The sequence below is a fragment of the Paraburkholderia edwinii genome, assembly GCF_019428685.1.
Lineage (GTDB): Bacteria > Pseudomonadota > Gammaproteobacteria > Burkholderiales > Burkholderiaceae > Paraburkholderia > Paraburkholderia edwinii.
Genome location: NZ_CP080095.1, coordinates 3,195,579 through 3,218,749, shown reverse-complemented (window position 1 = coordinate 3,218,749; position 23,171 = coordinate 3,195,579). Strand labels below are relative to the sequence as shown.

The following is a 23,171-nucleotide window of genomic DNA, read 5'->3' as shown; positions in this document are numbered from 1 at the left end:
TCAGGCGCTCGGACGCTCATGCGCCTGGACGCCTCTCACGCCGAATGCGCGGTCGCGTCGGGCTGTGCCGCTTCCGGGTGATAGCCGAGCGACTCGGAAATCACGAGCGCGGTCTTGCTGAGCTGATTCAACCACGAATCCTGCAGCCGGTCCGCCGGCGCCGACAGCGACAGCCCGGCAACCAGCCGGTTTGTGTCGTCATAAATGCCGGCCGCGATGCAGCGCACGCCGAGCTCGAGCTCTTCGTTATCACGCGCGCAGGACTGCTGACGCACATGCGTGAGTTCGCGTTCGAGCTTCGCGAGATCGGTGATGCTGTTTTGCGTATGCCCCGATAGCCCGGTGCGCGTGGCGTAGGCACGCACGCGCGCCGCTTCGTCCGCGGCCAGAAACAGCTTGCCGACCGACGTGAGATGCAACGGCGCGCGGCCACCAATGGCGCGGACCACCTGCATGCCCGAGCGCTCCGAATAGGCGCGCTCGATATAAACGATCTCATCGCCCTGGCGTACCGACAGATTGACCGTCTGGCCCGTCAGCCGATGCAGTTCGCGCATCGGCATCAGCGCCGCGTCGCGCACCGACAATCGCGCCTTTACCAGGTTACCGAGCTCGAGCAGCCGCATGCCGAGCCGGTAGGTGCCGGGATCGGAACGGTCGACGAGCCGGCACGTCACCATATCGTTGAGAATGCGGTGCGCAGTCGACGGGTGCAACTCGGTGCGTTGCGCGAGTTCTTTCAGGCTGACCGGGTCGCTGTGCGCAGCGAGCGCGTCCAGCAGGCGCATCATGCGCTCGATCACCTGGATCGAGGTTTTGGGATCCGGGTTCGTATCGCTCATGGGGGACAAATCGATGACACGTCACACGACGGAAAACCGATTGTATCTCGTATCGTGAAAAAAGCGAACGCCGTCCGCGGTTTTGCGCGGATCGGTTTTTTGCGAAGACCAGGGGCGCCACGCGTTGGTATCGTTCGGGAAACGTCGGATAATCGGGGACGTTTCCCCGGAGGAGGACTCATGCGAGTCGGATTTTTCGTCACCTGCCTGATCGACCTGATGCGCCCGGAAATCGGTTTTTCGGCCATCAAGCTGATCGAGCGCGCTGGCTTTGAAGTCGTCGTGCCGCCCGCGCAGACCTGCTGCGGACAGCCGGCGTACAACTCGGGCGAACGCGGCATCGCGCGCGATCTCGCTGAGAAGATGCTGCGCGAGTTCGAGCAGTTCGACTACGTCGTCGTGCCGTCGGGTTCGTGCGGTGGAATGGTCCGCACGCACTACGGCGATCTGTTCGGCGACGACCCGGAACTGATGGGACGCTTTGCGCGTCTGCGCGCGAAGGTGTATGAACTGACCGATTTTCTCGTCACGGTCGCGAAAGTCGAACTGAGCCCCGGAGAATTCGCGGGACCGGTGACGTACCACGATTCGTGCGCCGGGCTGCGCGAACTTGGCGTGAAAACCCAGCCGCGCACGCTGCTCGCGCAAGCGGGCGTCGCCGTGACCGAGATGAAGGGCTGCGAGCACTGCTGCGGGTTTGGCGGCACCTTCGCGCTGAAGTACGGCGACATCTCGACGGCGATCGTCGACGAGAAGTGCGACAACATTCACGCGAGCGGGACACACGCGGTCGTGCTCGGCGACCTCGGTTGCATCCTGAACATCGAAGGGCGCTTGCGTCGCACCGGCGATACGACGACGCGTGTGCTGCATATCGCACAGGTGCTGGCCGGCGACGCGTAAGCCGCGCGGCCCCGTCTGCCCAATCACGCAGGGACGCCCGGCACGCCGGAACGTCCGGCATCGGATAAAAAAGACCGTCATGCAAGTTCAATCGATGCAGTTCAAGGCGCGCGCGGGTCAGAAGCTCGCCGATCAGCGCCTGCAGCAGAACCTCACGAAGCTGTCGACGAAGTTCGTGTCGGCGCGCGCGCAGGTGATGACCGCGATCGACTTTCAGGCGACGCGCGCCGCGCTCAAGGAACGGCGCAATCGCGCGATCGACAATCTGGACGTGTGGCTCGAAAGATTCGAGCGCGAAGCGACGCGGCGCGGCGTCACGGTGCTGTACGCGGAGTCGACGCAGGATGCGGCGAACCTCGTCGCCGACATCGCGCGCAAGCACGACGTGAAGAAGGTGATCAAGACGAAGTCGATGGTCTCCGAGGAAATGCGTTTAAACGAAGTGCTCGGCAAGATGGGCGTGCAATCGATCGAAACGGACCTCGGCGAATACATCCTGCAGATCAACAACAACGAGCCGCCGAGTCACATCATCGCGCCGGTGGTGCACAAGGATAAGGAGGAGATCGCCGACCTGTTCGCGAAGACGCACAACCGGCCGCGGCTCACCGAGATCCCGGAAATGACGCATGAAGCGCGCGAAATGCTGAGGCCGCATTTCATGACCGCGGACATGGGTGTGACGGGCGCGAACTTCGTGATCGCGGAAACAGGCTCGATTGCGCTCGTGACGAACGAGGGCAATGAAGGAATGTGCACGGTCATGCCGCGCGTGCACGTGTCGGTAACCGGCATCGAAAAAGTGCTGCCGACGCTCGAGGATCTCGCGACCGCGATGCGTCTCCTGCCGCGTTCGGCGACGGGACAAACCACGTCGAACTATTTTTCGCTGCTGACAGGCCCGCGCCGCGCCGGCGACCAGGATGGGCCGGAGCATATGTATGTGGTGCTCGTCGACGGCGGGCGCACCGGACTTATCGGCGGCGACTTCCAGGAGATGCTGCGCTGTATTCGCTGCGGCGCGTGCATGAACCATTGTCCTGTCTATCAGAAGGTCGGCGGGCATGCGTACGGCTGGGTATATCCGGGGCCGATGGGGTCGGTGCTGACGCCGAGCTACGTCGGCATCGACAAGGCGCTCGATTTGCCGCAGGCGGCGACGTTGTGCGGCGAGTGCAACAGCGTGTGTCCGGTCGGCATTCCGCTGTCGGATCTGCTGCGCAAGCTGCGCGAGAGGCAGGTCGAGCGCCATTTGCGTCCGTGGCGCGAGCGGTTCGGGCTCGCGGTGTGGGGCTACTTCGCGCTGCATCCGGCGGCTTACGCGCTCTTCACGAAGCTCGCGGTGCGTGTGCTCGAGAAGATCGGCGGCGAGAAGCGCACGATCGCGCGTCTGCCGTTCGGCGCCGGCTGGACGAAGACGCGCGAGATGCCCGCGCCGGTTGGCAGGACGTTTCGCGAACTGTACGCGGCGCAGCGTAGCCATCGGGGGTGATGGAGGTCCGGCGCCTGCGTGCGCGATGGCGCCGATGTAGCGCGATTTGTCGGGGCGATCTGCTCCAGACGTCGCCCGACGCGCGGTGAGGTAAAGGCAACCGCCGACCGGCCGGGTTCGACTCTCGGCGCATAGGCAGGCGCCGCTATCGATCAGTGATCAGTGGTTAGTCGCGCGCGAGCCGTTGTTCGGCGAAACATCGACAGCCGGCGCCGCCGGCGCCCGTCCACCGCCGCGCGGGCCCTGTGGAGGCGGCGCATGTCCACCGCCACCGCCCGGAGGCGGTCCACCCCCTCCACCGGCATGCGGCGGAGGCGGTTGATTGTTCGGAGGCGGCCGGCCGCCACCGCCGTTCCAGTGTCTTCCGCCGCCATTCCAGTCACCGCGATAGCCGCGTCCATAGTACGGCTCGCGGTATCCCGAGTAGCCGCCAAAGCCCAGATAAACGTTCGGCGGCGGGGCCGGTGCATAGCCGTAACCATAGGGCGGGTAGCCGCCATAGGCATCGTAGCCACCGTCGTCGTAACCGTAGCTGCCATAGCCGGCCGGTGCATTCGACGGATAGACCGCGCAACCGCCGCACAGGGCGGCAGCCGTGACGGCCGAAAGAAGGAAAAGAGAGGCGGGCGGTTTCATCGGGTAGGTTCGCTTAACGATGCAAGGCAAATGCAACTAAAGCCATCGTCTCACTTTGCATCGTTACCTTTGTATGTGTTTGTAAGGATTCCTTTCGCTGCTGCAGTCAACGTTGATCGTTCTGTTTGCGTTGACTTAGGGCATCGCATTGTTCGCGGAAGCAGAACGGTCTATTCCGCAGGGGTGGGTTTTTCCTGATTGCGTCCTTATCTATAATCTCAATCGGGCGAAGTGGGCTAATAGCCTGCAGCCTTGACCCCATTGAGAGAGAGCGCCATCATGAAAAAGACAATATCGATGTACTGGCCTTTGGCGATCGTTCTGCCCCTCGCAGCAGTCGCATTCCTGCACCTGTGCAGCACGGCTGTGAAGCACGCGAGCTCGGCGCCGCTGGCCGCAAGCGAAGTGACCGCCGAACTGGCGCGCACCGTGTCGTACGGATTCGTCGACGACGACCACGCAGCCACGGCGCAGTCGATGCACACGAACGTCACGCTGCAGTCGCAGCCGCTGTAAGCGCCTGCCTGTCACGCGGCCTACCTTGATCTATTGATGAAACCGATTGCCGTCTGCTTCGTCTGTCTAGGAAATATCTGCCGCTCGCCGACGGCGGAGGGCGTGATGCGCTACCAGCTGGCTGCGGCGAGACTGTCGGACCGTGTGATCGTCGACTCAGCCGGCACCGGCAATTGGCATATCGGTGAGGCGCCCGACGAGCGTGCCCAGTACGCTGCGCGTGGTCGCGGTTACGATCTGTCGCAATTGCGCGGCCGTCAGATCGGCGCCGCCGACTTCGAGCGTTTCGACCTGCTGATCGCGATGGACGACGCGAATGTCGCCGCATTGAACCGGATCTGTCCCCCGGCTCATCGCGACAAGATCCGCTTGCTGATGGAATTTGCGCCGCAAGCCGACGCGCGCGAAGTCGCCGACCCGTATTTCGGCGGTGCGAACGGATTCGAGACCGTACTGGATCAGTGCGAGGCGGCGTGCAGCGGGCTGGTTGCTGCGCTACGCGTCCAGCTTCAGGCCGGTTGAGCGTAGGCCGAACAAGATAAATCCGGTTCCGGCCAAGCAACGTCCGAAGCGAAAGCGCGTCGCGTCAGAATCCTCCACTTCGGCCCCAAAATTTTTAAGTAATGACCCAAATCGGGATAGGGATACTTGACTAAATAGCTCATGTATTTATACTTGAGCAAACTTGTCGAGAATTGCGGTTCCCACACATCATGAGACTCACCACGAAAGGCCGTTTCGCCGTCACGGCGATGATTGACCTGGCACTGCGCCAGGAGCAGGGCCCGGTGACGCTTGCGGGTATCAGCCAGCGCCAGCACATCTCCCTGTCCTATCTCGAACAGCTGTTCGGGAAGCTGCGCCGTCACGAGATCGTCGAGTCCGTGCGCGGTCCGGGGGGCGGTTATAACCTCGCGCGCCGCGCCGAAGACGTCACGGTGGCCGACATCATCATCGCTGTCGACGAACCGCTCGATGCCACGCAATGCGGCGGCAAGGGCACGTGCGAAGGCACCAAGCAGCGCGACGGCCATTGCATGACCCACGAGCTCTGGTCCACGCTGAACCAGAAGATGGTCGAATACCTCGATTCGGTCTCGCTGAAAGATCTGGTCGATCAGCAGCGCGCACGTGAAGCCGCACCGGCCACGGTGCTGCGCGACAGGCGTTCGGAGGCCCCGGCGGTCGAGCCGACGCGGGTCCTGCCGAAAGGGCCGAATTCTGTTTTCAATATGGCTGGTTCTTAAGCGTGAAGCAGGGCGCTGCCGCACAAGACGCATTCATAGCGTACGCGGCGCTTGCGCTAGAACCACAGTAGCCAAAAGCAACGATGTCCCCGGAGCGATTGATGAATAACGACATTCCCCACCTGCCCATTTACATGGACTACAGCGCGACGACACCTGTCGATCCGCGCGTGGTGGACAAGATGATCCCGTATCTGCGCGAGCAGTTCGGCAACCCCGCATCGCGCAGCCACGCATACGGCTGGGACGCGGAGCGCGCGGTTGAAGAAGCACGCGAAAACGTCGCCGCGCTCGTCAACGCAGACCCGCGCGAAATCATCTGGACGTCGGGCGCAACGGAGTCGGACAACCTTGCGATCAAGGGCGCCGCGCACTTCTACAAGGGCAAGGGCAAGCACATCATTACGGTGAAGACCGAGCACAAGGCCGTGCTCGACACGACCCGCGAGCTCGAGCGTGAAGGTTATGAGGTCACGTATCTCGACGTGAAGGATGATGGTCTGATCGATATCGACGTGTTCAAGGCCGCGCTGCGTCCGGACACGATCCTCGTCTCGGTGATGCACGTGAACAACGAGATCGGCGTGATCCAGGATATCGCGACGATCGGCGAAATCTGCCGCGAAAAGGGCATCATTTTCCACGTCGACGCCGCGCAAGCGACGGGCAAGGTCGAAATCGACCTGCAGAAGCTCAAGGTCGACCTGATGTCGTTCTCGGCACACAAGACGTATGGCCCGAAGGGCATCGGCGCGCTGTATGTGCGCCGCAAGCCGCGCGTGCGCATCGAGGCGCAGATGCACGGCGGCGGCCACGAGCGCGGCATGCGTTCGGGCACGCTGGCCACGCACCAGATCGTCGGCATGGGCGAGGCGTTCCGTATCGCGCGCGAAGAAATGGCGACCGAGAACGAGCGCATTCGCATGCTGCGCGACCGTCTGCTGCGCGGCCTGTCGCAGATCGAGGAAGTGTATGTGAACGGCGACATGGAAAGCCGTGTGCCGCACAACCTGAACATCAGCTTCAACTTCGTCGAAGGCGAGTCGCTGATTATGGCCGTGAAGGATGTCGCGGTGTCGTCGGGTTCGGCGTGCACGTCCGCGTCGCTCGAGCCGTCGTATGTGCTGCGCGCGCTCGGCCGCAACGACGAGCTCGCGCACAGCTCGATCCGTTTTACGGTGGGCCGCTTCACGACGGAGCAGGACGTCGATTACGTGATCAATCTGCTGAACACGAAGATTGCGAAGCTGCGCGACCTCTCGCCGCTGTGGGAAATGCACAAGGACGGCGTCGACCTGTCGACGATTCAGTGGGCCGCGCACTAACGCACACTAGCGCGCCGGGAACAATAAATGCCGGAGAACGCTGCGAACGCAGGCGAACCGGCAGCTTGAAACGAATCAAGGAGTGTCAACATGGCTTACAGCGATAAGGTTCTGGACCACTACGAAAACCCGCGCAACGTCGGTTCCTTCTCGAAGGACGACGACACGGTCGGCACCGGCATGGTCGGCGCGCCGGCGTGCGGCGACGTGATGAAGCTGCAGATTCGCGTCGGCGCGGACGGCGTGATCGAAGACGCGAAGTTCAAGACCTACGGTTGCGGCTCCGCGATCGCGTCGAGCTCGCTCGTCACCGAATGGGTGAAGGGCAAGACGCTCGATCAGGCGCTCGAGATCAAGAACACGCAGATCGCCGAGGAACTGGCGCTGCCGCCGGTGAAGATTCACTGCTCGATTCTCGCGGAAGACGCGATCAAGGCAGCGGTCGCCGACTACAAGCAGCGTCACGGCGGCGAAGCTGCGGCGCCCGCGGGCGACAAGCAGGCGGCTTGAGATTCGAGGTTCATGACTCAAGGTTTGAAGCAGGCAGGATCGCAGCGTGCTGCCGGGAATGGGTAGTAAGGGCGGTAAGGGCAGAAATCAGCAGGCAACGCGCTGCGCAAAGAGAAACGCTATGGCAATTACGTTGACCGAAAAAGCAGCACAACACGTGCAGAAGTACCTGTCCCGGCGCGGTAAGGGCGTCGGGCTGCGAGTCGGCGTGCGCACGACCGGCTGTTCGGGCCTTGCGTACAAGCTCGAGTACGTCGATGAACTCGCAGCCGAAGACGAAGTGTTCGAATGCAACGGCGTGAAGCTTATCGTCGATCCGAAGAGTCTCGCGTATATCGACGGCACCGAACTCGATTTCGCGCGCGAAGGGTTGAACGAAGGCTTCAGGTTCAACAACCCGAACGCCAAGGACGAGTGCGGCTGCGGCGAATCGTTCCGCGTGTAAGCGGGCGGGTAGGATCGAAAAGGCGGCCTGTGCCGCCTTTTTTCAATTCGACGGACAAAGCATTTTGATGGCATCGCTCACCGACAGTCACTTCGACCTGTTCCATCTGCCTGCGCAATTTGCGCTCGATACGCAGGCGCTCGACGACGCGTACCGCACCGTGCAGGCGCAGGTGCATCCGGACCGTTTCGCCGCGGCCGGCGACGCGCAAAAGCGCATCGCGATGCAATGGGCCACGCGTACGAACGAGGCTTACCGCACGCTGCGCGATCCGTTGAAGCGCGCGACGTACCTGTTGTCGCTGCGCGGCATCGATGTCGGCGCCGAAAACAACACGGCGATGGAACCGGCGTTTCTGATGCAGCAGATGGAATGGCGCGAGCGCATCGAAGACGCGGCAGGCGCGAAAAACATCGACGAACTCGATGCCTTGCTTGCCGAACTGCGCGAAGAAGAAGGCCTGCGCTTCACGAAGCTCGCGGCGCTGCTCGACAGCGGCTCCGACCAGGCCGCGAGCGAGGCGGTGCGGCAGTTGATGTTTATCGAGCGCGTCGCGTCGGAAATCGGCGCGCAGATCGAGAAGCTCGAAGATTGAGCGCAGCCTTGTAATCCCGCAAACACAAAATAATCCAGCACGGGGCGTAACGTTCCCCGAAGAAGACTCCAGATGGCTTTACTGCAAATCTCTGAACCCGGCATGGCGCCCGCGCCGCATCAGCGGCGCCTCGCGGTCGGTATCGATCTTGGCACGACCAATTCTCTCGTCGCGGCGGTGCGCAGTGGTGTGCCCGATGTATTGCCCGATGAAGACGGCCACATGCTGCTGCCTTCGGTGGTCCGCTATCTGGAGAACGGCCGCCGCCGCATCGGGCGCACGGCGAAGGCCGAAGCGGCGACCGATCCGCGCAACACGATCGTGTCGGTCAAGCGCTTCATGGGTCGCGGCAAGAGCGAAGTGGAGGGCGCCGAAAACGCGCCCTACGATTTCGTCGACGCGCCCGGCATGGTGCAGATTCGTACCGTCGACGGCGTGAAAAGCCCGGTCGAGGTATCGGCCGAAATTCTCGCAACGCTGCGTCAGCGCGCCGAAGACACACTCGGTGACGAACTGGTCGGCGCGGTGATCACGGTGCCCGCCTATTTCGACGAAGCGCAGCGCCAGGCGACGAAGGATGCCGCGCGCCTCGCCGGCCTCAATGTGCTGCGCCTCCTGAACGAACCGACCGCCGCGGCGATTGCGTACGGGCTCGATAACGGCGCTGAAGGGCTTTACGCCGTCTTCGACCTCGGCGGCGGCACGTTCGACCTGTCGATTCTGAAGCTCACCAAAGGCGTGTTCGAAGTGCTTGCAGCGGGCGGCGATTCGGCGCTTGGCGGCGATGATTTCGACCATGCACTGTTCCGTCACGTACTCGCCCAGGCGAATATCGCGCGCGAGACGCTCAAGCCTGAAGACGTGCGCCTCCTGCTCGACACCGTGCGTTCGACCAAGGAGGCGTTGTCGAGCGCGCCGCAGGCAACAGTCGACGTCGCGCTGTCGAACGGCGTGCGGATCGATCAGACGATCGACGAACCGACGTTCGCCGCGATTACCGAAGCGCTGGTGCAACGCACGCTCGGGCCCACGCGCAAAGCGCTGCGCGACGCGAAAGTGACGCCGGCCGATATCAAGGGCGTCGTGCTCGTCGGCGGCGCGACGCGTATGCCGGTGATGCGCCGCGCGGTCGAATCGTTCTTCGGCCAGCCGCCGTTGATCAATCTCGATCCGGATCAGGTCGTCGCGCTCGGCGCCGCGATCCAGGCCGATCTGCTTGCCGGCAACCGGGGCGCCGAGGGCGACGAGTGGTTGCTGCTCGACGTGATTCCGCTGTCGCTCGGCGTCGAAACGATGGGCGGCCTCACCGAAAAGATCATCCCGCGCAATTCGACGATTCCGGTCGCGCGCGCGCAGGATTTCACGACGTTCAAGGACGGCCAGACCGCGATGGCCATCCACGTCGTGCAGGGCGAGCGCGAACTGGTGTCGGATTGCCGGTCGCTTGCGCGCTTCGAGCTGCGCGGCATTCCACCGATGGCGGCGGGCGCGGCCCGCATCCGCGTGACCTATCAGGTCGACGCGGACGGGCTGCTGTCGGTGTTCGCGCGCGAGCAGCATTCGGGCGTCGAGGCGTCGGTGGTCGTCAAGCCGTCGTACGGTCTCGCCGACGACGACATCGCGCGCATGCTCGAAGACAGTTTCAGCGCCGCTGAAGTCGATATGCGCGCCCGCGCGCTGCGCGAAGCGCAGGTGGAGGCGCAGCGTCTCGTCGAAGCAACCGACGCCGCGCTGGCCGTGGACGCCGATCTGCTCGACGCAGACGAACGCGGCGCGCTCGATACGCTGCTGACCGCGCTGCGCAACGTCGCGCAAAGCAACGACGCGGACGCGATCGAATCGGCGACCAAGGCGCTGGCCGCCGGCACCGACGAATTCGCGGCGCGCCGGATGGACAAGGGCATTCGCCGGGCGCTCGCGGGCCGCAAGCTCGACGAGATCTGAACGTGATGCGGCTTCATGAGGCGGCTTCATGAGGCGACATCACGAGGCGCATGCGAAAATCGCGCGCGCTGTCAGTAAAATAACGAAGGTGCTGCCGGGCGGCATCCGCGTGCGAAGTCAGACATCAGCACGCAAAGCCGAACGTGCATCAAGCGGTATCAAGCGGTATCAAACGGAACATCTATGCCTCAAATCGTTGTATTGCCTCATGTCGAGCTGTGCCCCGAGGGCGCGGTGATCGACGCCGTGCCGGGCAAGAGCGTCTGCGACACGCTGCTCGAGAACGGCATCGAAATCGAGCATGCGTGTGAGAAGTCGTGCGCGTGCACCACGTGTCATGTGATCGTGCGCGAGGGCTTCGATGCGCTCGAGCCGTCGGAGGAAGACGAAGACGACCTGCTCGACAAAGCCTGGGGGCTCGAACGCGAGTCGCGGCTGTCGTGTCAGGCGATCGTGCCGGAAAGCGACGACCTCGTCGTCGAGATTCCGCGCTACTCGATCAATCACGCGAAGGAAAATCACTAACAAGGAGCATGCAGCCATGAAGTGGACCGATACGCAGGACATCGCGATGGCGTTGACGGACAAGCACCCGGACATCGATCCGCAGCAGGTGCGGTTCACGGATCTGCATCGCTGGGTGATGGAGCTCGACGGTTTCGACGACGATCCTAACCGCTCGAACGAGAAGATTCTCGAAGCGATTCAGGCGGCCTGGATTGAGGACGCTGATTACTGATAGACGTCACTCGCGACACGCGTACGCAATACGCGGCTCGCAATAGCAGCACGCACGAGGCAAACAAAAAGGCGATTCCTGTGGGAATCGCCTTTTTTCTTGTGATGCGTCCTTAAGCGGGCGCGCGTTACGTCAACCCGCAACCAGCGTGCCGTTTTCGATCCGCACGGGCTGGCCTTGCTGGAACGGCGGCGGCTGATGGTACGTGAAGTAGCGGATATGGCCGTTTTGCATCCGCACACGCACTGAATAGCTCGTGGTCGTGCGCAGATGCTTTTCGACCGAGTTGCCGGCGAATCCACCGCCGACGGCGCCAAGCAGCGTCATCGCAGTGCGTCCGCCGCCGCTGCCGAACTGGTTGCCGATCACGCCGCCCGCAACCGCACCGCCGACCGCGCCGATACCCGTGCCGTGGCCTTCCTGGCGCGTTTCCGAAATGGCGATGACCGTGCCGCAGCTCGAGCACACCGCGGGGCGGGGCGCCTGTTGCGGCGGTGCGTACTGTTGCGGCTGAGGCGCCGGCTGCGTCTGCTGCGCATATTGAGGCTGCGCCGGAGGTTGCGTGGGAGCGGGGGCGGGCGCGGGCTGCGCCTGTTGCGCGGCCTGCTGCTGGGCTTGCTGTGCAGCCTGCTGCTGCTGTTGCTGCTGTTGCGCGTACTGCGCCGGATTAGCCTGCTGCGCGGTATCGACGACGGGTTGCGAAGCGATCTGCGCGGCTTGCGTCTGATTCGATTGCTCGCTGTCGCTGGATGCCTTCGGGAACAGGCCGGTGATGGCGACCGTGGCCGCGAGGCTGGCGACGATCACAGCGCCCGCCGCAGTAGCGATCAGCGGATGCAAACGGCGCGGCGACGAAGAGGGTGTGTTTTTCGGATTGTCCATATTTAGCCTCCGTCTCAAGCAGAGTCAGCCATTGATGATGCGTACAGTGTCCGACAACTGGCCACCGGCATCGTTTCAATTTGTAACGTCTTCTGTATCGAATGAACGGCGGCGTCGCATGCGCCCCGCGTCCTCCCCCCGCCTCCTACCCGCACTTCTTACTGATAGTTACAAACGATCAGCAAGGCGAGCATAAAAGACAACGCCCGCATACGGCAACAAGCCGTATGCGGGCGTTTCGTCATGCAGTCGAAGCCGCGGCCGCGCGTTTAATCTTCGCGGCGCAGATGCGGGAACAGAATGACATCGCGAATGCTCGGGCTATCGGTGATCAGCATCACGAGGCGGTCGATACCGATGCCGCAGCCGCCGGTCGGCGGCATGCCGTATTCGAGCGCGCGGATATAGTCGGCGTCGTAATACATCGCTTCTTCGTCGCCGGCGTCCTTCTGATCGACCTGCTTGCGGAAACGCGCAGCCTGATCTTCGGGGTCGTTGAGCTCCGAGAAACCATTGGCGATTTCGCGGCCCGTGATGAACAGCTCGAAGCGCTCGGTAATGCCCTCGACCGAATCCGACGCACGCGCAAGCGGCGACACTTCGACCGGGTAGTCGATGATGTACGTCGGCTCCCACAACTGCGCTTCGGCGGTCTCTTCGAACAGCGCGAGCTGCAACGAACCGAGACCGGCGTTCAGGAACTTCGGCTCGTTCGTGTTGACGCCGAACTTCTTCAATTCCGTACGCACGAACGCGGCATCCGACAACTGCGCTTCCGTGTACTGCGGTGCGTGTTTGAGAATCGCCTGCGTGATCGTCAACCGATGGAACGGCTTCGACAGATCGAGCTCGCGCCCCTGGTAGTTGATCGTCGCGGTGCCGAGCGCATCGATCGCCGCCTGGCGAATCAGCTGCTCGGTGAAGTCCATGAGCCACGTGTAGTTCGTGTACGCGGCGTAGAACTCCATCATCGTGAATTCCGGATTGTGGCGCGGCGACACGCCCTCGTTACGGAAATTCCGGTTGATCTCGAACACGCGCTCGAAGCCGCCCACGATCAGCCGCTTCAGATACAGTTCCGGCGCGATACGCATGAACATCTGCATATCGAGCGCGTTGTGATGCGTGACGAACGGCTTCGCCGCGGCGCCGCCCGGAATCGGGTGCAGCATCGGCGTTTCGACTTCCATAAAGCTGGCGTCCGACATGAAACGGCGGATCGACGAGATCGTCTTCGTGCGCGCGGTAAACGTCTTGCGCGTTTCCGGCGTGACGATCAGGTCGACGTAGCGCTGGCGGTAGCGCATTTCCTGATCGGCGAGGCCGTGGAACTTGTCGGGCAGCGGCCGCAGCGCCTTCGACAGCAGCCGCAGTTCCGTGCAGCGCACTGACAGCTCGCCCTTGTTCGTACGAAACAGCACGCCGCGCGCCGCGACGATATCGCCGAGGTCCCATTTCTTGAACGCGTCGTAGGTCGCCTCGCCGACGTCGGCCGGCGTGACGAAGAACTGGATCTGACCCGAGCCGTCCTGCACCGTCGCGAAGCTCGCCTTGCCCATCACGCGTTTAAGCATCATGCGGCCGGCAATCGCGACACCGGGGGCTTGCGCTTCGAGCGTTTCCTTGTCGGTGTCCGCGTATTGCGCTTGCAGATCGGCGGCGTGGTGGGTCGGCTGGAAATCGTTCGGGTAGGCGACGCCTTGCTCGCGCAGCGCACGCAGCTTTTCGCGGCGTTCCGCGATGATCTGGTTGTCGTCGTCGGCCGCGGCGGACGTCTCTATCGTCGGTTCGGTCATGATCTTGTTCGGTATGCGGGGGGCTGTAACTCAAATGCCCTGTTTCAGGCTCGCGCTGATAAACGCGTCGAGATCGCCGTCGAGCACGCTCTTCGTGTTGCTGATTTCGACGTTGGTGCGCAGGTCTTTAATGCGGCTGTTATCGAGCACGTACGAGCGGATCTGGTGACCCCAGCCCACGTCCGACTTGCCCGCTTCGAGCTTGTCCTGCTCGGACTGGCGCTTGCGCATTTCCGCTTCGTAGAGACGCGATTTCAGCATGGCCATCGCTTCGGCTCGGTTGCGGTGCTGCGAGCGGTCGTTCTGGCACTGCACGACGATGCCGCTCGGCATATGTGTGATCCGCACCGCCGAATCGGTCTTGTTGATGTGCTGACCGCCCGCGCCCGATGCGCGGAACGTGTCGATGCGCAGATCGGCGGGGTTGACCTCGATCTCGAACGAGTCGTCGATTTCCGGATAGACGAACACCGACGAAAACGACGTATGGCGGCCACCCGACGAATCGAACGGCGACTTGCGCACGAGGCGGTGAATGCCCGTTTCCGTGCGCAGAAAACCGTATGCGTACTCGCCTTCGACCTTGATCGTCGCGCTCTTGATGCCGGCGACGTCGCCTTCCGATTCTTCGAGCACTTCGGTTTTGAAGCCCTTGCGCTCGCAGTAGCGCAGGTACTGACGCAGCAGCATCGATGCCCAGTCGCACGCTTCGGTGCCGCCTGCGCCGGCCTGGATGTCGATAAACGCGTTGTTCGGGTCGGCCGGATTCGAGAACATCCGGCGGAATTCGAGGTCTTCGATGCGCGCGGTGAGTTTTGCGACATCTTCATCGCACGAGACGAGCGTCGCTTCGTCGTCTTCTTCGCGCGCCATGTCGAACAGGTCCTGCGTGTCGCGCAAGTCGTTATCGAGCGACGAAAGCACGTCGACCACGCCTTCGAGCAGCTTCTTTTCCTTACCGAGCGCCTGAGCGTGCTGCGAGTCGTTCCAGACGTTCGGGTCTTCGAGTTCGCGGTTGACTTCGACGAGCCTTACTGCTTTGGCATCGTAGTCAAAGATACCCCCGTAGCTCGCCTGCGCGCGTGCGCAGGTCGGCCAGAGAGGCTTCGATCGCGTTGAGACGTTCCGCTTCCATTTCGATCTTTTGATTCGCCAAAAGCTGAAATTATAGCCGATCGACGGCCCGATCCGGCCTGTCCGGCGTGGAATCGGGCTGGATTTGCGGCAGATTCCGGGCGTCGTTCGCGCGCGAGTTGTCCGACTTGCTCCGCGGTTGTCCCGCGTTTGTCCCGACCCCGGCGCGGCGTTGAGTCGCGCTTACCCGAGCGCGTGCTCGACGATCAGCTGCACGCGCGATACGCCGTTCCACGTATCGCTCGTCAGCCGGTAGGCGACGGTCGCGCGCGCCGGCAGCGTGTCGGTATGGTTGAACCAGATCGCGTTGAAGCGCTGGCGGCCGCGCATCAGCTGCAGCTTCAGATGCTTGTCTTTCACGAGCGCCTGTGACATCACGTTGAATTCGCCGGAAAAAAGCGGTGCCGGAAAGCCTTGCCCCCAGACGGCCGCCTCGAGCATCTCGACGAATTGCGGCGTGAAGTAGGCATCTTCGAGATCGCCGTCGGTTTCGACGGTGCGCGCGAGCGCGTCGTCAGACAGCCACTCGCGGCCGACCGCTTCGAAGGCGGCCGCGAAGCGCGGCAGGTCGGCCGCTGCAAGCGTCATGCCGGCCGCCATCGCGTGACCGCCGAAGCGCACGATCAGATCGGGCTCGCGCTTCGAGATCAGATCGAGCGCATCGCGCAGATGAAAGCCCGCGATCGAGCGGCCCGAGCCTTTGATCGTCGTGCCGCTGTCGTCGGCGAGCGCAAACGTGAACGACGGGCGGTTGAATTTTTCCTTCAACCGCCCGGCGACGATGCCGATCACGCCCTGGTGCCAGCTCGCGTTGAAGAGCGTGATGGTCGTGGCGCCGGCCGGATCGACCGCGGCGAGGTCGTCGAGCGCCTGCTGTTGCATGCCGGCTTCGATTTCGCGACGCTCGCGGTTCATCGTGTCGAGTTCCTGCGCGAGTTGCCACGCGCGGCCGATGTCGTCGGTCGTCAGGCACTCGATGCCGAGCGACATGTCGGCGAGGCGTCCGGCCGCATTGAGCCGCGGGCCCAGCGCGAAGCCGAGATCGAAGCCCGACGCGCTGCGCGCCTCGCGGCCGGCGGCGCGAAACAGCGCAGCGATGCCCGGCTGCATGCGGCCGTTGCGGATCCGCTGCAGGCCTTGCGCGACGAGCACGCGATTATTGCCGTCGAGTTTCACGACGTCGGCGACCGTGCCGAGCGCGACGAGATCGAGCAGGCCATCGAGACGCGGTTCGGGGCGTGCGTCGTTGAACGCACCGCGCTTGCGCAACTCCGCGCGCAGCGCGAGCAGCACGTAGAACATCACGCCGACGCCGGCGAGGCACTTGCTCGGGAACGTGCAGCCCGGCTGGTTCGGATTGACGATCGCGCGCGCGGCGGGCAGTTCGTCGCCGGGCAGGTGATGGTCGGTGACGAGCACGTCGATGCCGAGTTCGTTCGCCGCGGCGACGCCGTCGACGCTCGCAATGCCGTTGTCGACGGTGATCAGCAGATCGGGCTTTCCGCTCGGCCGCGCGGCGGCGAGCGCGACGATCTCGGGCGTCAGGCCATAGCCGTACTCGAAGCGGTTCGGCACGAGATAGTCGATCTGCGCGCCGAACATGCGTAGTCCGCGCACGGCGACGGCACACGCGGTCGCGCCATCGCAGTCGTAGTCGGCGACCACGAGCATGCGGCGGCCTGCTTCGAGCGCGTCGGCGAGCAGCGCGGCGGCCGTATCGCAGCCGTGCAATGCGGCGGGCGGCACGAGGCGCGCGAGGCCGGTTTCGATTTCATCGGGCAGACACACGCCGCGCGCGGCGTACAGACGCGCGAGCACCGGATGCAGACCGTGACGGGTGAGGGCTTCGGCGTCGGCGGGCGGACACGCGCGGGTAACGATGCGGATCATGCGGTGACGGTGAGGCCGGCGCGGCCTGCGGAAAATTGGGTTGTCATTCGATGAATAGCGAAGCGAACAGGCGCCGCCGCCAGAACTTGCGCAGATCGCCGCGCGTGATGGTGAGCGTGACGGAGCCCGTGTCGCCGCATAGCGTGAGACCGAGTTCGGCGAGATCGCCCGATTCGAGCGCGGCGAGCGCGGGCGCGAACCAGTCGTGCTCGAGCGCGGCGAAAGCGGTGTTCCAGTTGGCCCAGTCCTGCGAGATATAGGGCGTCGAGAATGGGTCGATTTCGACCAGTGTTGCGGATGCGGACGATGCGTTGGCCGCTTGCGCTTGTGCCTGCGTTTGCGATTGCATTTGCGCGAACGAATGCGGTGGTTCACCCGTCGCCGCGTGCGCGGCGAGCGCGAGCCCGCGTGTCGCGGCGGCATCGGACAACACGCGCGTGAACGGGCTCGTCACCGGGCGTGCGATGCCTTGCGCGTGAAACCAGATCGAGTTGACCGCGGGCAGTCCGCGCGCTTCGCGTGCTTCGTTGACCGGATGCTCGAACCAGGCCATCTGCACTTCGTTCTGCAATTTCATCCACGCGCGCGAGCGCTCGCCGCTGTGCGCTTCGTGCGGCAGCCAGATTTCGATATTGCGGCCGCTCGCGCGCAGCGGCGATGCGCCGGCGAGCGTGCTGAATTCGTTGCTGGACAGATACCAGCGCGACGGCTGCGGTGCTTCGATGCGCACGCCGAGCTCTTCGATCAGCGGACGGGCGAGCGCGAGCAGCGTTGCGGCATCGTCATCGGACAGTTCGAGCGACGCGGGGTCGATCAGCACGAGGTGGTCGTGCGCGATGCGCACGTGCACCGGCTGCACGCAGGCCCAGCTTGCCGAGCCCGGATCGCCGCCGTCGGCGAGCAGCATGTAGGGGGCGAGGGGGGCTTCGTCGTCGGCGGAACCGCTGGTGTTCGGTGCGCCTTTTTGCGTCGCGGCTGTGCCTGGACCCTGCAACGCGCCGAACTGGCGCGCGACCCATCGCTCATGCGGCAACGTGCGCTGGAAGTCTTCGCCGATCACACGCTCGACGAGAGCCGCGCGCGCGACCAGCTTGTCGAAGGCGGGCGTGTGGAGGTCGTGCAGGGCGGTGGAGGCGTCGGCTGCGGACGGCAGCGCGAAAGGGATGAGCAGATGAAGACGGGTGGCGGGCATGATGGTGCGCATTGTAGGGCAATCTGCGGCGCCGATCGATACGGGTTGCTGCTCGCGTTGCGTTGGAGACCTGGCGCGGCATTGCCTAATCGACCGAAGGACGAGCGACGGGCGTCCACTGAACAGGCGCTGCGAACGTGATCTGCAATCGATCGAGAAGCTCGGGATGGAGCTTTGTATGGCACACCAACGCTATGCCGCCAAGGTGGCGGGCATCCTCATCGGTGATCGGCGCTCGTGAGTCATCCGGTGCGCTAAGCGGGATGCTTACTGGAGACGCGTGGTCAATTGCAGCACGCACCTTGTGGCGAGGGACGAGGCAGCACTTCACCAGTTGCGTCTCTTCGTCATAGAAGCTGACAAATGCGATTTCCTTTTCGTTCGTCGACATCGATCATTCCGTGGTTGCAGGTTCTACTTCCATCGCTTCGAATTCCACTAGCAATTCGGCGCCGAGCGTGGCTTGAATTGAAGCGATATTTTTCAATGGCTGATTCTCGCCCCAAGGGTATGACTCATCGAGACGGGCCAGCGCTTGCTTGTATGCATCCGACTCGCGATCGTCTAGTACTTTTAGCGAGTAGATGATGTTCTGGATCAGGAAGTCGTCGACGAGGCATCGGGACGCGCCTTGGAACAGCAAACGGACGCGGTCGATTTTGTTGTCGAATATCAGTTGCAGTTCGACGAGTTTCCTGTCCCTGTCTGCGGCCACGCCAAGCAGATACCAGTCGTGAAAAGATTCGTATTTTTCGATGATGTTCATTGTCAGTGTTCCTTTATTGATTCCACGGGCTGAACGGCACCACGTCATTACCTCCGTCGCGAACGCCGTCGTTCCAATTGTGCGCATGCGGCCGAAGACCGTTGTGGGAATGATCAAAGTCGAGGTCAACTGCGGCTCCGCCGTCTGTTCCATATAGCCGCATTTGCCCGCTTCCGGGATTGGTGTACCACGTGCCCGGCGTTCCCCTGTTGGGAGTCTTGGCTAGATCAAACGTGTCGCCGATTGGCTCGATGGGTCGATACTCGAAAGGGCTTGCTTCCGAAAGCAACGCGATGTTGCTGCCGACCCTATCGTCGGCTTCAGAAATCGCAGCACCATACCCCGACAAATCCGGCAACCCATACTTGCTAACCCACCCAGCCTTCGCAAACACCGGCAATGTGCCGACCGGATCGGCGAGCACCGCCGCATGCATGAAGCGCTCGTTGATGCCATCCATCATCGCCGACGCCTCGCTCCACGTCGTGCGTTCCGCTTCGAAACGTAAGCGCTGCGCCCGGTAGCGCTCCATGACTGGCACGTCGAGCGCTGCATCGTAGTTCTCGACGCCCCAGAACAACGATGCCGCCGGGGCTGGGCCCCCCGGCGGCCACGCAAGCCCGGCGGCAGGCGTCGCCCGCTCCGGAATCACGACGACCGAGCCGCCTCGCACCATATCCTGCAGCGTCTGCACAACCTCCAGCGCGGAGCCCGTTTTCGCGAGCCGCTCCTGCCAGTGAAAGTTGTCGCGCAAAAAGTGCCTCACGCGCTCGACGAGATCGGCATCGTCAGCCCAAACATCTGCGTACGCCGCGAGCGCGAACTTTCGTCCCGCCTCGATCGCCAGACGTTCCTCGTCCGACGCAATCACGCTGCGCGTGTATGCCTCGCGCCTGTACAGCATGTACCGGTACCACGAATCCGCTCTCAGTTCCGTTTCCACTTGCGCTCCGTGATCGATGTCATATGACCCCGATCGCGGATACTACCGGCTCCACCATCTCAAAATAGCCCGCGAGTAGCCCGCCAAGCGCCCTCTCGGCCGATTCGGCGACAATGTATGGCAAACTTCGCCGTCGCTTTGTCGGCGTTTCGTGGTCGATTGTTGGGCGCAGGACTGAAGATTCAACGACGCGGTGCGGTCAATCCGCCGCAGCGCTGAACCATCCGTCATAATTCGCGCCAAACCAGTACGCAGTAGGGCGCGGCCTGCAAGCCGTAAGGAACCTTCGATATTCGTTAATCGCAACAACCCGCTGCCACGGGCGACCACCGGCAACCACCGGCAGCAACCGAAATTGAATGGCTCACCCAGGCTCAAACCACGCCGCGCAGCAGAACCTCGCAGTTGCATAACCCGCAGACAAGGACTCGCTTGAAACTTCCGTACGAATGGCAGATCGGCTGGCGCTACACCCGCGCCGGCAAACGCACGACCGGCAACGGCTTTATTTCGTTCATCGCGCTCGTGTCGATGTCGGGCATCGCGCTCGGCGTCGCGGCGCTGATCGTCGTGCTGTCCGTGATGAACGGTTTCCAGAAAGAGGTGCGCGACCGCATGCTGTCCGTGCTCGCCCACGTCGAAATCTTTTCGCCGACCGGCTCGATGCCCAACTGGCAACTGACCGCGAAGGAAGCGCGCCAGAACAAGGAAGTGATCGGCGCGGCGCCGTACGTCGAAGCCCAGGCGCTGCTCACGCGCCAGGACGCGGTCAGCGGCGTCGCGTTGCGCGGCGTCGATCCGTCGCTCGAACCCGAGGTGTCCGATATCGGCAAGGAAATGCGCGTCGGCCGCCTCATGGATCTGATTCCCGGCGACTTCGGCATCGTGCTCGGCGCGGATCTTGCCGCGAGCCTCGGCGTGACGGCCGGCGACAAGATCACGCTGGTCGCGCCCGAAGGCACGATCACGCCGGCCGGCATGCTGCCGCGCCTCAAGCAGTTCACTGTGGTCGGCGTCTTCGAGTCCGGCCATTACGAATTCGACAGCACGCTTGCGCTGATCAATATCCGCGATGCCGAGGCGCTGTTCCGGCTGCCCGCGCCGACCGGCGTGCGACTCAAGCTCAAAGACATGCAGCGCGCGCCGCAGGTCGCGCACGAACTCGCGCGCACGCTTTCAGGCGACCTCTACATTCGCGACTGGACGCAGCAGAACAAGACCTGGTTCTCCGCCGTGCAGATCGAAAAACGCATGATGTTCATCATCCTCACGCTGATCATCGCGGTCGCGGCGTTCAATCTCGTGTCGTCGCTCGTGATGACGGTGACCAACAAGCAGGCCGACATCGCCATTCTGCGCACGCTCGGCGCGCAGCCGGGCTCGATCATGAAAATCTTCGTCGTGCAGGGCGTGACGATCGGTTTCGTCGGCACGGCGCTCGGCGTCGCGCTCGGCTGTCTGATCGCGTGGAGCATTCCGTGGCTCGTGCCGATGATCGAGCATCTGTTCGGCGTCCAGTTTCTGCCGCCGTCGGTGTACTTCATCAGCGAGCTGCCGTCCGAGCTCGTGGCCAGCGATGTGATCAAGATCGGCGTGATCGCTTTTGTGCTGTCGTCGCTCGCGACGCTATATCCGAGCTGGCGCGGTGCGAAGGTGCGTCCGGCGGAGGCGCTCCGCTATGAATGACCGTCCGAACCCGCAAGCCATGCTCAACTCCGGCAATACCCCCGAACGTCATCCGTACGTACTCGAAGCGACCAGCATCTCGAAGGCCTTCGTGCAGGGCGGCCTCAACGTATCCGTGCTCAACCATACGCAGCTGTCGGTGCGGCGCGGCGAGAAACTCGCGATCGTCGGCGCATCCGGCTCCGGCAAGAGCACGCTGCTGCATGTGCTGGGCGGCCTCGACGACCCGAGCGCCGGCGAAGTGTCGCTGCTCGGCAAGCCGTTCACGAAGCTCTCCGAGCGCGAGCGCAACGATTTGCGCAACCGCGCGCTCGGCTTCGTCTACCAGTTCCATCACCTGCTGCCGGAATTCACGGCGCTCGACAACGTCGCGATGCCGCTGCGCATTCGCCGCATGACCACCGAGGACGCTCGCCGCGAAGCCCACTCGATGCTCGAGCGCGTCGGCCTTGCGCACCGCGCGAAGCATCGGCCGGGCGAGCTATCGGGCGGCGAGCGGCAGCGCGTCGCGATTGCGCGCGCGCTTGTCACGAAGCCGGCCTGCGTGCTCGCCGACGAGCCGACCGGCAACCTTGACGGCGGCACGGCCGACACGGTGTTCAACCTGATGCTCGAATTGTCCGGCACGCTCGAGACGAGCTTCGTGATCGTCACGCACGATCAGGATCTGGCCGCGCGCTGCGACCGGATACTGCGTCTGCGCGAAGGCGTGCTGTACGAGGAGCCGCCGGTTCCGGTCTGACCGGCGCTAACGCCAAAGTCATCGCCAACGTCAACGCCTGCGAGGTTTGCCGCATGTGGATCGACACGCACTGCCATCTGGACGCTTCCGAATTCGACGCGGACCGCGATGCGGTTGCGTCGGCGGCACGCGATGCGGGTGTCGCGCGCATCGTGATTCCGGGTGTGTCTCGCGCCTGGTGCGCGCGGGTGCGCGAACTCGCACACCGCGTCGAGGGCGGCGCCTACGCGCTCGGCATCCATCCGCTTTTCACGCCGCAGGCACAGGAAGCCGATCTCGATGCATTGCGAATGGAGATCGAAGCGAGCCTCGACGATCCGCGCTTTGTCGGCATCGGCGAAATCGGCCTCGACTATTTCGTGCCGGGCCTCGACGATGCGCGTCAGCAATTCTTCTATAACGAGCAGCTGAAGCTCGCGCACGAGTTCGACTTGCCCGTTATTTGCCATGTGCGCAAGTCGCAGGATCAGGTGCTGAAGGGGTTGCGCCGGCAGCAGGTGCATCGCGGCATCGCGCATGCGTTCAATGGCAGCTTCCAGCAGGCGCAAGCCTTTATCGATCACGGCATGCACCTGGGCTTCGGCGGCAATCTGACGTTCGAGCGCGCGCTGCAGATCCGGCGTCTCGCGGCGCAATTGCCGCTCGATGCGATCGTCGTCGAAACCGATGCGCCCGATATTCCTCCTGCATGGCTCTATCGGCAGCGCAATACGCCGGACCAGATTCCGGCGATTGGCGCGAGCCTTGCGCAACAGCGCAACATCGACGAACACGAGCTTGCGCTATGCACAACGGCCAACGCGCACGCCGCGTTGCCGCGGCTCGCACTTTCCTCTGCATAATCACCGGCGGTGATGCGCGGCGGGCGCTGGGTGCCGGCGGCCGCGTGTGCTGATGCGGCTTTATCGCGCTTGCCCTGCGCGCGCCATTCGGTGGCGGCGGAGGG

At 63.4% G+C, this 23,171-nt stretch carries 25 protein-coding genes; 15 read left to right on the top strand and 10 right to left on the bottom strand.

From position 1 onward, the window contains the following. Positions 1–35 precede the first annotated feature (35 nt). Positions 36–842: an IclR family transcriptional regulator gene (locus tag KZJ38_RS14235; RefSeq protein ID WP_219796551.1), complete on the bottom strand. Its 807-nt coding sequence runs from the start codon at positions 840–842 to the stop codon at positions 36–38. Positions 843–1,022: 180 nt separating this feature from the next. Between KZJ38_RS14235 and KZJ38_RS14230 the strand changes: the two genes are divergently transcribed. Next, complete coding sequence (locus KZJ38_RS14230) at positions 1,023–1,745, top strand: (Fe-S)-binding protein (protein WP_219796549.1); 723 nt, start codon at positions 1,023–1,025, stop codon at positions 1,743–1,745. A 79-nt stretch (positions 1,746–1,824) separates the two neighbouring features. Continuing rightward, positions 1,825–3,237: a LutB/LldF family L-lactate oxidation iron-sulfur protein gene (locus KZJ38_RS14225; protein ID WP_219796547.1), complete on the top strand. Its 1,413-nt coding sequence runs from the start codon at positions 1,825–1,827 to the stop codon at positions 3,235–3,237. A gap of 159 nt (positions 3,238–3,396) precedes the next feature. On the opposite strand, the gene KZJ38_RS14220 is transcribed toward KZJ38_RS14225, so the two are convergent. Then, positions 3,397–3,873 (bottom strand): hypothetical protein, encoded by a 477-nt coding sequence (locus tag KZJ38_RS14220; protein WP_219796545.1) that lies wholly within the window; start codon positions 3,871–3,873, stop codon positions 3,397–3,399. A gap of 279 nt (positions 3,874–4,152) precedes the next feature. On the opposite strand from KZJ38_RS14220, the gene KZJ38_RS14215 reads away from it, so the two are divergent. From KZJ38_RS14215 to iscX, 10 genes are all read left to right on the top strand, one after another. After that, positions 4,153–4,389 carry a hypothetical protein gene (locus KZJ38_RS14215; RefSeq protein WP_219796543.1) on the top strand — a complete coding sequence of 79 codons (237 nt, stop codon included), beginning with the start codon at positions 4,153–4,155 and terminating at the stop codon, positions 4,387–4,389. A 36-nt stretch (positions 4,390–4,425) separates the two neighbouring features. Then, positions 4,426–4,911: a low molecular weight protein-tyrosine-phosphatase gene (locus KZJ38_RS14210; RefSeq protein WP_219796541.1), complete on the top strand. Its 486-nt coding sequence runs from the start codon at positions 4,426–4,428 to the stop codon at positions 4,909–4,911. Positions 4,912–5,102: 191 nt separating this feature from the next. Then, positions 5,103–5,636, top strand: a complete 534-nt coding sequence (iscR, locus tag KZJ38_RS14205) for a Fe-S cluster assembly transcriptional regulator IscR (RefSeq protein ID WP_219796540.1) — start codon at positions 5,103–5,105, stop codon at positions 5,634–5,636. A 101-nt stretch (positions 5,637–5,737) separates the two neighbouring features. Beyond that, positions 5,738–6,961, top strand: coding sequence for an IscS subfamily cysteine desulfurase (locus KZJ38_RS14200; protein WP_219796538.1), 1,224 nt, complete (start codon positions 5,738–5,740; stop codon positions 6,959–6,961). A 90-nt stretch (positions 6,962–7,051) separates the two neighbouring features. Further along, positions 7,052–7,471 carry a Fe-S cluster assembly scaffold IscU gene (iscU, locus tag KZJ38_RS14195; RefSeq protein WP_219796537.1) on the top strand — a complete coding sequence of 140 codons (420 nt, stop codon included), beginning with the start codon at positions 7,052–7,054 and terminating at the stop codon, positions 7,469–7,471. A 121-nt stretch (positions 7,472–7,592) separates the two neighbouring features. Next, positions 7,593–7,916 carry an iron-sulfur cluster assembly protein IscA gene (gene iscA, locus KZJ38_RS14190; RefSeq protein WP_219796535.1) on the top strand — a complete coding sequence of 108 codons (324 nt, stop codon included), beginning with the start codon at positions 7,593–7,595 and terminating at the stop codon, positions 7,914–7,916. Between the two features lie 67 nt (positions 7,917–7,983). Further along, a complete protein-coding gene (gene hscB / locus KZJ38_RS14185; protein ID WP_219796533.1) occupies positions 7,984–8,511 on the top strand; it encodes a Fe-S protein assembly co-chaperone HscB in 528 nt (175 codons plus the stop codon). A gap of 72 nt (positions 8,512–8,583) precedes the next feature. Further along, positions 8,584–10,455 carry a Fe-S protein assembly chaperone HscA gene (gene hscA / locus KZJ38_RS14180; RefSeq protein ID WP_219796531.1) on the top strand — a complete coding sequence of 624 codons (1,872 nt, stop codon included), beginning with the start codon at positions 8,584–8,586 and terminating at the stop codon, positions 10,453–10,455. A 183-nt stretch (positions 10,456–10,638) separates the two neighbouring features. Beyond that, a complete protein-coding gene (fdx, locus tag KZJ38_RS14175) occupies positions 10,639–10,980 on the top strand; it encodes an ISC system 2Fe-2S type ferredoxin (protein WP_219796529.1) in 342 nt (113 codons plus the stop codon). Positions 10,981–10,996: 16 nt separating this feature from the next. Then, the gene (gene iscX, locus KZJ38_RS14170) at positions 10,997–11,194 is read left to right on the top strand and encodes a Fe-S cluster assembly protein IscX (protein ID WP_075156764.1); all 198 of its coding nucleotides are present in this window, start codon (positions 10,997–10,999) and stop codon (positions 11,192–11,194) included. Positions 11,195–11,326: 132 nt separating this feature from the next. Here iscX and KZJ38_RS14165 read toward each other — a convergent pair whose 3' ends face one another. From KZJ38_RS14165 to KZJ38_RS36535, 8 genes are all read right to left on the bottom strand, one after another. Then, positions 11,327–12,076 carry a glycine zipper 2TM domain-containing protein gene (locus KZJ38_RS14165; RefSeq protein WP_219796528.1) on the bottom strand — a complete coding sequence of 250 codons (750 nt, stop codon included), beginning with the start codon at positions 12,074–12,076 and terminating at the stop codon, positions 11,327–11,329. A gap of 269 nt (positions 12,077–12,345) precedes the next feature. Then, positions 12,346–13,872 (bottom strand): lysine--tRNA ligase, encoded by a 1,527-nt coding sequence (gene lysS, locus KZJ38_RS14160; RefSeq protein WP_219796526.1) that lies wholly within the window; start codon positions 13,870–13,872, stop codon positions 12,346–12,348. Positions 13,873–13,902: 30 nt separating this feature from the next. Beyond that, positions 13,903–15,007, bottom strand: a protein-coding gene (gene prfB, locus KZJ38_RS14155) for a peptide chain release factor 2 (protein WP_219796524.1) whose coding sequence is annotated in 2 segments (ribosomal slippage) — positions 13,903–14,925 and positions 14,927–15,007 — 1,104 coding nt in all. Because the reading frame shifts where the segments join, the coding sequence is not laid out codon by codon here. Between the two features lie 182 nt (positions 15,008–15,189). Then, on the bottom strand, positions 15,190–16,896 hold the full coding sequence (gene recJ, locus KZJ38_RS14150; RefSeq protein WP_219796523.1) for a single-stranded-DNA-specific exonuclease RecJ: 1,707 nt from the start codon (positions 16,894–16,896) through the stop codon (positions 15,190–15,192). A gap of 43 nt (positions 16,897–16,939) precedes the next feature. After that, positions 16,940–18,100 carry a regulator gene (locus tag KZJ38_RS14145; protein ID WP_219796521.1) on the bottom strand — a complete coding sequence of 387 codons (1,161 nt, stop codon included), beginning with the start codon at positions 18,098–18,100 and terminating at the stop codon, positions 16,940–16,942. A 73-nt stretch (positions 18,101–18,173) separates the two neighbouring features. Then, complete coding sequence (locus tag KZJ38_RS14140; RefSeq protein ID WP_219796520.1) at positions 18,174–18,479, bottom strand: hypothetical protein; 306 nt, start codon at positions 18,477–18,479, stop codon at positions 18,174–18,176. Positions 18,480–18,482: 3 nt separating this feature from the next. Beyond that, positions 18,483–18,854 carry a hypothetical protein gene (locus KZJ38_RS14135; RefSeq protein ID WP_219796518.1) on the bottom strand — a complete coding sequence of 124 codons (372 nt, stop codon included), beginning with the start codon at positions 18,852–18,854 and terminating at the stop codon, positions 18,483–18,485. Between the two features lie 13 nt (positions 18,855–18,867). After that, a complete protein-coding gene (locus KZJ38_RS36535) occupies positions 18,868–19,797 on the bottom strand; it encodes a hypothetical protein (RefSeq protein ID WP_246641473.1) in 930 nt (309 codons plus the stop codon). Between the two features lie 432 nt (positions 19,798–20,229). Here KZJ38_RS36535 and KZJ38_RS14125 point away from each other — a divergent pair, with 432 nt between their 5' ends. Genes KZJ38_RS14125 through KZJ38_RS14115 form a run of 3 tightly spaced genes read left to right on the top strand, consistent with a single transcriptional unit; the run spans position 20,230 to position 23,067 of the window. After that, positions 20,230–21,483 carry a lipoprotein-releasing ABC transporter permease subunit gene (locus tag KZJ38_RS14125; RefSeq protein ID WP_219796517.1) on the top strand — a complete coding sequence of 418 codons (1,254 nt, stop codon included), beginning with the start codon at positions 20,230–20,232 and terminating at the stop codon, positions 21,481–21,483. Then, positions 21,476–22,225 (top strand): lipoprotein-releasing ABC transporter ATP-binding protein LolD, encoded by a 750-nt coding sequence (gene lolD / locus KZJ38_RS14120; protein ID WP_219796515.1) that lies wholly within the window; start codon positions 21,476–21,478, stop codon positions 22,223–22,225. Before KZJ38_RS14125 ends, lolD begins: the two co-directional genes overlap by 8 nt. 53 nt (positions 22,226–22,278) lie before the next feature. After that, positions 22,279–23,067 (top strand): TatD family hydrolase, encoded by a 789-nt coding sequence (locus KZJ38_RS14115; protein WP_219796513.1) that lies wholly within the window; start codon positions 22,279–22,281, stop codon positions 23,065–23,067. Positions 23,068–23,171: the final 104 nt, after the last annotated feature.

Excerpts from the sequence above, each read along its gene's own strand:
- KZJ38_RS14235 (WP_219796551.1), bottom strand. The coding sequence starts at position 842 with ATGAGCGATACGAACCCGGATCCCAAAACCTCGATCCAGGTGATCGAG.
- KZJ38_RS14230 (WP_219796549.1), top strand. The coding sequence starts at position 1,023 with ATGCGAGTCGGATTTTTCGTCACCTGCCTGATCGACCTGATGCGCCCG.
- KZJ38_RS14225 (WP_219796547.1), top strand. The coding sequence starts at position 1,825 with ATGCAAGTTCAATCGATGCAGTTCAAGGCGCGCGCGGGTCAGAAGCTC.
- KZJ38_RS14220 (WP_219796545.1), bottom strand. The coding sequence starts at position 3,873 with ATGAAACCGCCCGCCTCTCTTTTCCTTCTTTCGGCCGTCACGGCTGCC.
- KZJ38_RS14215 (WP_219796543.1), top strand. The coding sequence starts at position 4,153 with ATGAAAAAGACAATATCGATGTACTGGCCTTTGGCGATCGTTCTGCCC.
- KZJ38_RS14210 (WP_219796541.1), top strand. The coding sequence starts at position 4,426 with ATGAAACCGATTGCCGTCTGCTTCGTCTGTCTAGGAAATATCTGCCGC.
- iscR (WP_219796540.1), top strand. The coding sequence starts at position 5,103 with ATGAGACTCACCACGAAAGGCCGTTTCGCCGTCACGGCGATGATTGAC.
- KZJ38_RS14200 (WP_219796538.1), top strand. The coding sequence starts at position 5,738 with ATGAATAACGACATTCCCCACCTGCCCATTTACATGGACTACAGCGCG.
- iscU (WP_219796537.1), top strand. The coding sequence starts at position 7,052 with ATGGCTTACAGCGATAAGGTTCTGGACCACTACGAAAACCCGCGCAAC.
- iscA (WP_219796535.1), top strand. The coding sequence starts at position 7,593 with ATGGCAATTACGTTGACCGAAAAAGCAGCACAACACGTGCAGAAGTAC.
- hscB (WP_219796533.1), top strand. The coding sequence starts at position 7,984 with ATGGCATCGCTCACCGACAGTCACTTCGACCTGTTCCATCTGCCTGCG.
- hscA (WP_219796531.1), top strand. The coding sequence starts at position 8,584 with ATGGCTTTACTGCAAATCTCTGAACCCGGCATGGCGCCCGCGCCGCAT.
- fdx (WP_219796529.1), top strand. The coding sequence starts at position 10,639 with ATGCCTCAAATCGTTGTATTGCCTCATGTCGAGCTGTGCCCCGAGGGC.
- iscX (WP_075156764.1), top strand. The coding sequence starts at position 10,997 with ATGAAGTGGACCGATACGCAGGACATCGCGATGGCGTTGACGGACAAG.
- KZJ38_RS14165 (WP_219796528.1), bottom strand. The coding sequence starts at position 12,076 with ATGGACAATCCGAAAAACACACCCTCTTCGTCGCCGCGCCGTTTGCAT.
- lysS (WP_219796526.1), bottom strand. The coding sequence starts at position 13,872 with ATGACCGAACCGACGATAGAGACGTCCGCCGCGGCCGACGACGACAAC.
- recJ (WP_219796523.1), bottom strand. The coding sequence starts at position 16,896 with ATGATCCGCATCGTTACCCGCGCGTGTCCGCCCGCCGACGCCGAAGCC.
- KZJ38_RS14145 (WP_219796521.1), bottom strand. The coding sequence starts at position 18,100 with ATGCGCACCATCATGCCCGCCACCCGTCTTCATCTGCTCATCCCTTTC.
- KZJ38_RS14140 (WP_219796520.1), bottom strand. The coding sequence starts at position 18,479 with ATGTCGACGAACGAAAAGGAAATCGCATTTGTCAGCTTCTATGACGAA.
- KZJ38_RS14135 (WP_219796518.1), bottom strand. The coding sequence starts at position 18,854 with ATGAACATCATCGAAAAATACGAATCTTTTCACGACTGGTATCTGCTT.
- lolD (WP_219796515.1), top strand. The coding sequence starts at position 21,476 with ATGAATGACCGTCCGAACCCGCAAGCCATGCTCAACTCCGGCAATACC.
- KZJ38_RS14115 (WP_219796513.1), top strand. The coding sequence starts at position 22,279 with ATGTGGATCGACACGCACTGCCATCTGGACGCTTCCGAATTCGACGCG.